Below are 7,960 nucleotides of genomic sequence, written 5' to 3' on the forward strand. Positions count from 1 at the left end.
CGTAGGGCTTAGGCTGGTCAGCTACCTAAAGTCAGGGGCTAGAAGCCCCGTCTCTTTAGAGCGGGGTGCTGACAAGTATTTATCTCTGATATCTTGGCCGATCGATTTTAACGAATTAACCTCAAATAAGTCTGCTCAATGACCCCTTTCGAGCTGGGACAGGCTGATTCGCTCACCCCGGCGATCGACGAGTTGGGATCGTTGAACCCTTGCCTCCCGCTGCAAAGGCACTCACGGCGAGACGAGACTTTTACCTCCCGGCGGGCTTTTCTAGTTTCTCTTATCCCCCTCCTTAAAGCAAGTGATGCCTGGATTGAGCTTTCTTCTGCCCCCTGCTCACCTGCATCCCCCTATGGGTGGAAACTAAGAATTGAGAACGAAAAACTTTGTTAATTCTTAATTCTTAATTCCCGCCGGCGCTTTACCCGGCTTCCGCCGTCATGGACTCGGTAAGGGCGCGAATTTTTAGCTCTCCATAGAATTTTTCTTGGACTAATTCGACTTTCGACTGGGCCGAGAGCATCAGCAGGGCGGAGAAGACTCCCACGCGATCGTGATGTTTGAGATGGCTGGGGGCGGGTTTGGACTCCCGGGTGCCAGATTTCCATCGTTCGAGCAAGGATTCGAGTTCGAGCCAATTGCGATCGCTGCCCACTTCTTGGGCGTAAGCGAGTAAAAATTGTTCGAGTCGGGCGGCAATTTCGGAGAGATTTTCTTGTTCGGCAAGTTCGGTGAGGGCGCGCACGGTGCTGGCGGGCGATCGCGTCCCTTTGTGCCGTTTGCTGCGACGGCGCGGTTGGTTTTCCATCGCCATCGACATCAGTTGCAGTTGCTCGATCAACTCTTGCAGGGTGACGCGCCGTTTTTTCGGCGTCGGTGCCACGGCGCGCCGTTTCAACTGTAGTTCGAGCTGTTTGGGGAGGGTCGGATCGTTCATCTCGTCCGCCTCATCCACCAGTTCCTCGGTTTCCTCTTCCGCCGTTTCTGCTTCATCCATTAAGGATTCCGATCGCGCCAGGGCGTCAGCTTTCAGCAAAACCAGCATCGAGGCATATAAAAAGGCTTGTCCGGATTCGGACAATGCGGCTTCTCGCTGTACCTGTCCGGCTTCATGCACTTGCACCAGTCGGCTGAGATAGCGATCGATGACATCGATAACTTGCACGTCCCAGGGGTCGATTTCTCCCTGTTTGGCTAGGTCTATTAAAAGTGCGATCGCATTTTGCGCTAAAGAACCACTCATAAGGATTTTTGGGGTTGGAGTTTTGGGTTTAATGGGATTGGCAGTAGAATCTCATCAAATGCTGTTAATTCTCAAGGATAGTTCATCCAATTCTCTAGCCTGCCTGCCACTGGATCCAAACCAGGGGAATTTTTTCCCGGGTCTCGAACCGGCGTTGCGGTTGAACTGCGGACCGATCGCCCCACAGGATCGCCAAAACCGCGCTTTAATCCCGCAGCACGTATCCGACGCCCCGCACGGTTTGGATCAGGCGCTTTTCGTTCTCGGCTTCGAGTTTCAGTCGCAGGTAACGAATATAGACTTCGATAATATTGGAGTCGCCCATAAAGTCGTACCCCCAAACATTTTCCAGGATTTGGTCCCGTTTTAGCACTTGTCGGGGGTGGGAAATCAGGTATTCGAGCAAGTCGAATTCTTTGGCGGTGAGTTCCACGGCGCGATCGCCGCGAAACACTTCCCGGGTGCGTCGGTTCAAACTCAAATCGGCAAATTGTCTTTCGTCGGGGTCGATTTCGGTGGTCCGTCGCAGGTGCGCCCGCACCCGCGCTAACAGTTCTTCCACGCTAAAGGGTTTGACTACATAATCGTCGGCCCCGGCGTCTAATCCCGCCACGCGATCGCTGACATCATCTTTGGCGGTTAATAAAATCACCGGCACCATATTCCCGGTGGCCCGCAATCGACGACACAGTTCTAATCCGGAAATCCCTGGGAGCATCCAATCGAGCACGATTAAATCTGGATTCGATTCTCGCGCCGCGCTCAGTCCCGCTAACCCATCATAGGCAACGCTGACTTGGTAGCCTTCGTATTTCAGCTCTAGCTCGATAAACTGAGCCAGTTTCACTTCATCTTCAATGACTAGGATATTCGCATTCATGGGCTTTTTTTAGCATTAAGATTTTTGATTTTTGATTTTAGGCGCGATCGCCCCGGGATGCGGTTTCGTTTTCCAGTCTTTCCCGATTGTTAATTGGTGATTGGTTATTTTTTTCCAGAGTGCCCCACTTCCTCAAACCGATGGGGGCGTGATTTTCTATGCCGAGAGTGTTTTTGCCCCTTGTGCAAACAGGAAGCGAGATGTAAAAACAGCAATCTAGCCCCCTCGGGTTAAGATAATGAGGGTTATCGTTTGCCAATTCACAACTTCCTCGAATTTAGGGGGGAAAGCCCTGCGAACCATCGAGTTCAACCCCTTGGTGGGGGGTAGGGTTCCGCGAACCGTCACCTAAAGAGGGGGATGGAAGCAGCACCCGTAGCGAAAAGCCGATAAAATCGTATCCGGGTCAGTCGTTTGACGAACAAATCACTCGTCTGTCCGGGAAAATTGTCCAGTCAAAACAAGGGTATAAAGCATGAGTCCTGTTGTTAAAGTTGTTCAACCCGTTGGCCTTTTAGATCGGACGAAGGTTGGTCAATTTGAGCAAGAGATTAGCGACTGTCTTGCAGAGGGAGCCGATATTATTTTAATCGATTTCCAAGATGTTAGCTTTATGGACAGTTCGGGATTGGGGGCAATTGTTGCTGCCATTAAAACCGTTCAAGCCTCTGGGGGCAAGTTATATATCTGTTCGATTAACAACCAAGTCAAAATGTTACTGGAGTTAGCCGGTTTGGATAAAGTAATGAGAATTTTTGAAGACCGAGAGGAATTTGAAAAAGAGGTGTTGTCCAAAACGGATTAAGACTCGCCGATCGCGCTAAAGCGGTTTTGAACAGGGAGAGTCAGGGGGAGACAGAATAGAGAAGAGCGATGGCGATCGCTTGTAGAGAAGCTGCATTTATCCCGTGACGCGGATCGACGATCCGCTTCGGACAGAGTTGCTGAGTGCAAAGCATCCCCAAACCAGAAGACCTCCAGAGTTTACCCGAGGGTGAAAACCGCCATCCCATCGCTCTTTTTACCTGGCGTTGTTAAGTTTGAAACTTCACCTGTAACAGAGAGACATCATCATTAAACGTATCGCGATCGCTGCGTTGGCGAACCGCTTGGAGAACCTGTTCCAAACTGAGGGAATAGTTTTGATGATAGTCAGTTAAAAGCTGGATAAAGTTTTCCAGACTCCACATATTGCCATCGGGGGTATTAATCTCGTAAATGCCATCGCTAAAAATGTAGAGGGTACTCCAGGAATCGATAGAGCAGGATGCATTGGAATATTCCACCGTAGGAAACATGCCAATCGGCAAACAAATTTCATTTCTGAGTTGTTCCACGTGAAGAGTACCGGGGGAATGACCCGAGATTAAAATAGCGGGTGGATGTCCGGCGCAGGAATAAACCAACTGACGAGTGCATTGATTATAAACCCCATACCAAATGGTGAAATACATATTGCGCTGACGTTCCATTTGGATGGCTTGATTAAGTGCAGTCAGCACTTGACAAGGTTGATAGAAATCGGTGTTGGGCAGAAAGCGCGATCGCAGTAAATTCAACACCGAAACCGAGAGCAAAGCCGCGCGGGAACCATGCCCGGAAACATCGAGCAAATAAATCGCCAAATGGTCATTATCGAGCCAATAGTAATCGAAACAATCCCCGCCCAATTGTTGAGAGGGAATAAAGCGCGAATCAATAGTTACCGCGTCATTCATCGGCAAAGGGAGGAGCGATCGCACGTATTCTGCCGCCTCAGCCAACTCCGCCTGTAGTGCCGCTTCAGCGCGCTTGCGTTCGGTAATATCGATCCCGACAAACACCGCCGCCTGGTCTTCCAACCATTTTTTCGCAATCACCAAATCGCTGCGAAACGCCCCATTTACCTCCGAGTCAATTTCTATGGAAGCTTCCTCAGATTGGTTAGCAAAAAATTCGCGCACGAACTGGCCGAATTTAGACTGACGGAAGCCCACTTCGCGACCGACAAAATGGCCCGGAGGTAAATTATAAGTAGCGGACAAATGGCGATTGACGCCTAAATAGTGAAAATCGGAACTAATCAGAGAAACGGTGCCAGGTACGGCATCCAAAACCGCTTGCAATTGATTGCGAGCCATTTGCACGGTTTCTTCGGCTTGTTTGCTGCGGGTCAAATCTTGCACCGACCCTTCATACCCGATGACTTGCCCGCGAGAGTCCACCAAGGGTCGCATGGTTTCTAGCACCCACAGCAGGCTACCATCTTGGCGTTTGACTTCCACTTCGGCGACGCTATTGCCGTTTTCTTGGAGCTGACGCTGACACTGGCCCCAGCGATCGCCATTGAGATAAACCCCCGAGATATGGTTTACCCTCGCAACGAATTCGGCGGGGGAGTCATAGCCGTAAATATTGGCCAACGCTGGGTTAACCTGGGTGTAGCGTCCGGACAAATCGAGCTGGAACAGTCCGAGAGAGAGCTTTTCAAAGAGTTGCCGATATTGAAATTGGGTTTCTTTTTCCGAGGTAATATTGCGAAAAATGCCGATCGCGCAGTGAGGTTGAGCGCCCTCCCATTGGCAAGAGAAATAGCCCTCCACCCAGAGGCGATCGCCGGTTTTGGAGAGCAAAATCAGTTCTTCGGTGGGGACAGATTCGCCCGAGGCGAGGGTTTCGAGCAGCCGAGTGGCGGTTTCGGTGGATTCGGGAGCGAGGATATCCCACAGGCGCAGGTTTGGGAGTTCGGCGGTGGAATAGCCCAGGTGGTGAAGCCAAGATTTGTTGACATAAAGCAGACGGTGGTCGCACAGATCCACCGTCTGCACTAAATCGTGGGTGCGATCGAGAAAATCCGGCAACGGAGGGTGATGCGGTTGTGGCATTTGCAGGCGGTGCAGTTCCAGGAGGGGCAAGATCTGACCGGCGAGGGTTTGCAGGGCGTCGATCTGGGCGGGGGTCAGATTCCGCGCCACGGAATCCATGACGAATAAGATACCCACCACCGACCCATCGGCGGCGATCGCCGGGGCACCTGCAAACCCTTGAATTGGCTTTGCATCGGGGAGTGAGGGATGGCTGGTAAATCGTTCGTCTTGGCTGATATCTCGAACCACGATCGCTTGCCGTTCTCGAATCACCGGCAGGCAAAACGACCAAGCGCCATCGCCCTCCCCCGGGAGCCAGCCTATTTGGGAGGAGATCGCCCCTTGGTGTTCGTCGAGCAAGGCGATCGCGGCAATCGGGGTTTCACACAGTTGCGCGGCGAGGCGAGTGAGTTGTTCTAATGCGACGTCCATCTGGGAGGAGCGCCTTTCATCTCGGCACAGAGCTTGCATTCTGAGACCTTTTTCATGGGGAAATGGTGCTATCATCGTGGCAACGCGAACGGCGGTTAAGGTACGGATAATTTTACCCTTGTCTCCTTCCTCGGCGATCGAGAAGGAGCGCAGAATTCACAGTGCAATAACGAGCGGAACGCTTATCTAAATTTTTTTTCGCATTACCAGGCAATTTCGATTCTCGGCGGTTCGCTTATAACACAGCTCATCGGTCAGTTGATGCATAAAAATCAATCCCCGACCGCCTTCTCGATCCATTTCATTCACCTCTGACTTTTCATAGCGGGACTTGAGTTTGGCTTCGAGGTCGAACGGGGATCCATAATCCCAGATTAAAATTTCCAGATAATCGGCGTAAACATTTACCTCGATCTCGATGGGGGTGCTTTCGGGCAAGTCGTGATGAGCGTGGCGCACTGCATTGGTGAACCCTTCGGCTAAGGCGGTTTGATACTGCCACCACCGATCGCGGGGAAGCAAGGAGTAAATTTCATCCTCTAACCACTGCAACACATCGGCTAAGGCATAGAGATCGCTGCGGACTTCCAGGCGCGATCGCTTGATTGGTTGCTCATCTTTTTCTGGTCGTTTTGCGAGCTGGGAGGCGAATCCTTTCCACCAGCTACCAAGATTTTGTAATACCATCTTCTAAAGGATGAAAGATGTAGACGCCCGTGCGGCAGCTTGCTATCGGCCAAGCTAAACGGTTGTAGTTTAAAGCAGTTGGGAGGGGGGTTTTGGTTGTCTCCCCCCAAGAGGATCGGTGATGGTGCAGCCAAGACGGACCGGACGCTTCCACATCACCGCGATCCGAAAGCCTATGGTTTAGTAAGCGCCACTATTTTTATTAAACAAGATCCCGATGGTTTTTAAAATCAACTTCAAGTCATAGAGCAGACTCCATTTGCTTTGGTAGTCTAAGTCTAAACGAATCACGTCCTCAAAATTGGTAATTTGCGATCGCCCGTGAACTTGCCATTCTCCCGTCATCCCGGGTTTGACGTCCAAACGCTGCCACTCGGGCACCTCATATCGTTCCACTTCATCCGGCGTGGGGGGTCGGGTCCCCACCAAGCTCATCTCCCCTTTTAACACGTTCCAAAACTGTGGAAGTTCGTCTAAACTGGTGCGTCGCAGAAATTTTCCCACCCGCGTAATCCGGGTATCGTTTTCGTTTTTAAATAGCGGACCTTCCACTTGATTTTTCACCTGGGATTTGAGCGCTTCTGCATTGTTACACATGGACCGAAATTTCCAGATGCGAAATCTGCGCCCCATCCAACCGCAACGGGTCTGACTGAAGAAAATCGGCCCGGGAGTATCCAGTTTGATGACGATCGCCATCGGCAGCAAGATCGCTCCCGTAATCCCGAGTCCCACTAGCGCCCCGAGAATGTCCATCAGCCGCTTGATCTTCGATCTCACTGACGGATGGGTGGTAGGAAGAAAGGCATTTTTCTCCCGCTGACTCTGCCCGGTTTCTGAGGTCTCGCCATCTGCGGCGCTCTGCGTCGCGCTGTTGAGTTGTTCGATGCTCAATGCCTCGTCTAATGCCGTCAGTGACAATACCGACATCACTTGCGCTTGCACGTTTCGCAGCACCAACCGAATGTCTTTTTCTTCTGTGGTTTTCAACACCCGCACCAAGGCTCCCACCCCGCTACTGTCGATAAAGGTGGTCTGGCTAAAATCTAAAATGAGTTCTCCCGGTGCTGGCTCGCTGTCGCACAAGTCGTGACAGGTTTGCTTGAACGGCACCGCTTCTAATACGCTTAAGCGCGGCGGTAAATGCACGATTGTGCTGTCGTTTTTAAACGAAACGCTAAATTCCGTTTGTGGGCTTTGGCTGACCATAAAAAAGCTATCCCCTTTTCCAAAAAGCTTATGGTTTTCAATAATAAAGTTTGAGCGGTTATTGTCATGCAAGGGAAATTTCCCTTGCTTTTCGCATCAGGTTCCTCCTCTGAAGTGAATGGCTCCCGGTAGCTTGCCCTACTCTGTCAGCACGGCGATCGCCACCGACGCATTTGGCGGGCGATTTTTCCTTTCCTGGTGTGTTCTTCTTTTTTAAAGTAGCAACAAATCTCAGGGTTTGGGTAGGCGATCGCCCCTAAATCCATCTTTCGATATACCACTCCCCTTCCCCCGGTTTGTCACAGAAAGGTAACTTGCTCTCCTTTATCTTCTTTTTCATCCCCAATCGGTTGGATTTTTTCGATTCTCCGACTTTTCCTTTCTTCCTCCTTTCCCCTTTCGAGACTCTTGTTGTTTTCCTTTCCTTCTCGGTTTCCCCTTTTTGTTCCTCCTTGCGTTCCTCTAGATCCCCCGACGCTTGCTTTTTGCAGAATCAAATTTATCATCATAGCATAACTTGCTCTCCTCACAAATATTTTTGCTTAAATTTTTATTTTTTTAAATAAATACACCCTGAAGCGGGAGGGTTTCATCAGAAATTAGGGTTGGTAAGGGGGAGAACGGAAACCCTCGTCATTTATGCGTAGGGAGGAGTTCTCCCCC

The 7,960-nt window shown here is 50.8% G+C and carries 6 protein-coding genes; 1 reads left to right on the forward strand and 5 read right to left on the reverse strand.

Going from position 1 to position 7,960, the window contains the following annotated elements; translation table 11 throughout:
- Positions 1-421 precede the first annotated feature (421 nt).
- Positions 422-1,243 (reverse strand): segregation/condensation protein A, encoded by an 822-nt coding sequence (locus tag LKK83_RS10995; protein WP_324631150.1) that lies wholly within the window; start codon positions 1,241-1,243, stop codon positions 422-424.
- Between the two features lie 205 nt (positions 1,244-1,448).
- The gene (locus LKK83_RS11000; RefSeq protein ID WP_324631151.1) at positions 1,449-2,123 is read right to left on the reverse strand and encodes a response regulator transcription factor; all 675 of its coding nucleotides are present in this window, start codon (positions 2,121-2,123) and stop codon (positions 1,449-1,451) included.
- 475 nt (positions 2,124-2,598) lie between these two features.
- On the opposite strand from LKK83_RS11000, the gene LKK83_RS11005 reads away from it, so the two are divergent.
- The gene (locus LKK83_RS11005) at positions 2,599-2,928 is read left to right on the forward strand and encodes an STAS domain-containing protein (protein ID WP_324631152.1); all 330 of its coding nucleotides are present in this window, start codon (positions 2,599-2,601) and stop codon (positions 2,926-2,928) included.
- Between the two features lie 229 nt (positions 2,929-3,157).
- On the opposite strand, the gene LKK83_RS11010 is transcribed toward LKK83_RS11005, so the two are convergent.
- From LKK83_RS11010 to LKK83_RS11020, 3 genes are all read right to left on the reverse strand, one after another.
- A complete protein-coding gene (locus LKK83_RS11010) occupies positions 3,158-5,401 on the reverse strand; it encodes a SpoIIE family protein phosphatase (RefSeq protein WP_324631153.1) in 2,244 nt (747 codons plus the stop codon).
- 186 nt (positions 5,402-5,587) lie between these two features.
- A complete protein-coding gene (locus LKK83_RS11015) occupies positions 5,588-6,088 on the reverse strand; it encodes an ATP-binding protein (RefSeq protein WP_324631154.1) in 501 nt (166 codons plus the stop codon).
- A 180-nt stretch (positions 6,089-6,268) separates the two neighbouring features.
- Complete coding sequence (locus LKK83_RS11020; protein ID WP_324631155.1) at positions 6,269-7,297, reverse strand: sugar transferase; 1,029 nt, start codon at positions 7,295-7,297, stop codon at positions 6,269-6,271.
- Between the last annotated feature and the right edge of the window lie 663 nt (positions 7,298-7,960).

Origin of the sequence: Phormidium sp. CCY1219 (assembly GCF_035615515.1) — a bacterium.
GTDB lineage: Bacteria > Cyanobacteriota > Cyanobacteriia > Cyanobacteriales > Laspinemataceae > CCY1219.